The organism is Xanthomonas sp. SHU 199 (assembly GCF_000364665.1).
GTDB lineage: Bacteria > Pseudomonadota > Gammaproteobacteria > Xanthomonadales > Xanthomonadaceae > Xanthomonas_A > Xanthomonas_A sontii.
The window spans coordinates 1-3,495 of sequence record NZ_AQOI01000281.1; the positions used below are offsets into that span (position 1 = coordinate 1).

At 69.9% G+C, this 3,495-nt stretch carries 2 protein-coding genes; both read right to left on the minus strand.

Translation table 11 applies throughout. The annotated features are described in order from the left end of the window. Nucleotides 1–760, minus strand: a 760-nt coding sequence (locus D183_RS0110435) for an N-acetylmuramoyl-L-alanine amidase (RefSeq protein WP_051067616.1), incomplete at its 3' end; no start/stop codon positions are given. Nucleotides 761–847: 87 nt separating this feature from the next. After that, nucleotides 848–3,495, minus strand: a 2,648-nt coding sequence (locus tag D183_RS0110440; protein ID WP_017908938.1) for a TonB-dependent receptor domain-containing protein, incomplete at its 5' end; no start/stop codon positions are given.

Below are 3,495 nucleotides of genomic sequence, written 5' to 3' on the forward strand. Positions count from 1 at the left end.
GCGCCAGCAGCGGCTGGGTCAGCGCGTACAGGATGCGCAGGTCTTCATCGTCGAAGGCAGTGGCGTCGTTGCCGCGGTAGTGGTGGTGGAAGGCGCGCAGGGTCGCCGCCCGGTCGTCGACCGGATAGCCGATCAGCGCCAGCGCCTGCCACGGATCGAAGCCGGGGGGCGCCGGCGGCGTGTCGGCGGCCGGCCAGCGGCCGAAGCCGGCCTCGGCCAGTCGCTTCCACGGGAACAGCGGGCCCGGGTCGACCTTGCGCGAGGGCGCGAAGTCCTCGTGGCCGACCACCTGGGTGCGCGGGATGCGCAGGCGCGTGCACAGATCCTCGAGCAGCACCAGCAGGCTGTCGATCTGTTGCGGTGCGAACGGGGTCTTGCCGTCGTTGTCCAGTTCGATGCCGATCGAGGCGGAGTTGATGTCGGTGATGCTGCCCCAGCGCCCGGCGCCGCCGTGCCAGGCGCGGTCCTGGTCGGCGACCAGTTGGTAGCGCGTGCCGTCGCGGCCGATCAGGTAGTGGGCGCTGACCTTGCCCTTGCTGTTGTGCGAGCGCAGCGTGTCCAGGCTCTGCTGCACCGAGTGCTGGTCGGTGTAATGGATGACGATCAGGATCGGCCGGCGCGCGTCGTAGTTCGGCGACGGCACCCAGGTGGCCAGCGGATTGCGCTGCGGCGCGTGCGCGCAGGCCCCAAGCAACGCGAGCGTGGCCAGCAGCAACAGCCGGCGCACGGCGGACAGGGACGGCACGGGAACACGGGTCATGGACACTTCCTGGTCGGCGACGCACAAGCGTACGCAATCGGCGCGGCGACGTCGTGCAGGGACGCGCCGACGCTCACCGGCGCGCACTCAGAAGCGGTAGTTGAAGTTGACGTACCACTGCCGGCCGATCGCGCTGTACACCCGCGGGAAGTACGGCCAGGTGGTGTAGGTGTCGTCGCGCGGGTGCAGCGCGTCGAACACGTTGAGCACGCTCAGGCCGATGGTCGCCTTGTCGGTGATCTGCTTGGCGAGGTCGAGGTTCCACACCAGGTAGGGTGCCACGCGGCCGCGCTCGGCGTAGTCGGGCCGCGAGCCGTAGCGGTAGCCGTACACGCTGGCCGACCAGTCGCCGCGGCTCCAGTTCGCACGCCAGTTGCTGCGCGTGCGGAACGCCAGGTAGTCGACGTCGTTCATCACGTCCACCGGGCGCGCGCCGGCGAACTGCGCCACCTCCATCCGCAGCACCCGGGTCAGGCCACCCTGCAGGCCGAGCGTGCCCCAGGCGCCAAGGTCGAGGTCGTAGCGCAGGCTGGCGTCGATGCCGTCGGTGCGCATCAGCGACTGGTTGATGGGGAAGGTCTTGAACGCGGTGATCTGGCCTTCGCTGGTCAGGTCGGTGCCGGGGCTGCGCGTCACCGCGTCCAGGTAGAAGCGGCAGGCCGCCGAGGCGGTGTCCACCGCGGCGCCGGCGCGGTCGCGGCCGAGCAGGCAGTTGGCGTTGTTCTCCAACAGGGTTTCGCTGGAGATGGCTTCGACACGGCCCTTGAGTTCGATGCGGTAGTAATCGACGCTCAACGACAGCGCCGGCAGCGCATCCCACACCGCGCCGAGCGTGGTCGACTTGCCGGTCTCCTCGCGCAGCAGCGGGTTGGAGGCCTGGGTGGAGAAGGTCTGATACTCGTGCGCGCTCGCGCAGGCCGCCGACAACGGATCCAGACCGTCGCGGCGGCACAGGTATTCGTCGACCACGGTGGGATTGTTGGCGCTGGTGCCGGCGTAGATCCACAGCAGGTCCGGCGCGCGGAAGCTGGTGGCGTGGCTGCCGCGCAGCAGCAGGGTGTCGAACGGGCGCCACTCCAGGCCGGCCTGCCAGGTCGCCGCGCCATCGACCGCGGTGATGTCGTCGTAGGCGTCGTAGCGCGCGGCCAGGGTGGCGCTGAGCCGGCTGGCGATCGGCACGCGCAGCTCCAGCCCGGCGGCGTAACGCTTGCGCGGGCCGCCACCCGGCGTCTGGGTGAGGTTGTAGATGCGCTCGCTGCCGGTGTAGTCGACGGTGGTGCGCGGATCGGGCTGCAGGTCGTAGGTCTGCCGCGCCGCTTCCAGCACGGTGGCGATCTGCACCATGCCCGCCGGCAGCTCGAACAGGTCGCCGCTGACCACGAACTGGGCCTGGTCGGTGGCCGATTCGCCGCGGCTGACCACCTCGGTGGTGAGCTGCTGGTACAACGCCGGGCTACCGGGCGCGAACAACCGATCCGGGCGCACACGGCGGATTTCGGTGCCGTCCGGCCGATAGCCCAGCACCGGCCCGAAGTAGTAATCGCGCACCGCATTGGTGAGGAAGCGCGGGCGCCGCGTGGTGATGTCGTAGCGCGACAGCGACACGCTGGCATCCCAGTCGAAGCGCCCATCGAAGGCCTTGCCGCGCACGCCGGCGTTGAGGTTCCAGCTGCGCTCGTCGTAGTCGATGGTCTTGATGTCGCCGACCTCGTCCGGCAGGAAGATGCGCTGCGCGGTGACCAGCCCCAGGTCTGGATCGTAGGCGGTGAACGCGCCTTCGCCGATGTAGTAGTGGGTCTGGCTGGAACTCTTGTCCTGCGCGCGGTTGGCCAGCAGTTGCGCATAGGCGACCACGTCGTGGCCGAGTTCGGCATCGCCGGCCAGGTAGGCCGAGGTCTTGCCGTAGCCGTTCTGCACCGAGCGCCCGGCGTAGTAGTCGAACGCGCCGCAGCGGTTGGCTGCGGGCAGGCTGTCGCTGGTGCGGTACGGACGGAACGCCGGATTGGTCGCGGCGCAGGCCGCGGCCAGCGCCTGCGGCGAGGTCGACAGCGCGCCCGCCTGCGGCCACAGATAGGTGGTGCCGCGGCGCAGATACACGCCGGAGATCGACACGTTGGGCGAGCTGGGATCGGCCTTGTTGGCCGGATGGTCGTCGTAGGAATCCATGAAGCCGCGTTGGCGGGCGACGATGGGTTCGCGATCCAGCCGCTCGAAGGCGTAGGTGACGCTCCAGCCGTCGCCGCGGCGCCCGCCGCTCCACTGCAGTTGCCCGCTATCGCCGCCGCCGCGGGTGGTGGTGCCGGCGCGCACGCGCAGGCTGTCGCCCTGGAAATCGCGCTTGGTGATGATGTTGACCACGCCGGCGACCGCGTCGGAGCCGTAGATGGCCGAGGCGCCGCCGCTCATCACCTCGATGCGCTCCAGCGCCGCCGCCGGAATGCTGCCCAGGCTGACCGCGGTGCCGTTGGCGCCGTAGGACTGCGGATAATCGGCCATGCGCTTGCCGTTGAGCAGGATCAACTGATAACCCGGCCCCAGCCCGCGCAGGTTGAGATACTGGCCGTTGGGCGAACTGCCGGTCTGGTCGCTCTCGTTGAAGGTGCTGCCGCTGAACTGGGTCAGCGTGCCCAGCGATTCCCACACCGTGGCGAAGCCCTGCTTGCGGATGTCCTCGGCGGTGATGACGGTGACCGGCGCCGGGCCTTCCACCTGCGCGCGGGCGATGCGCGAGCCGG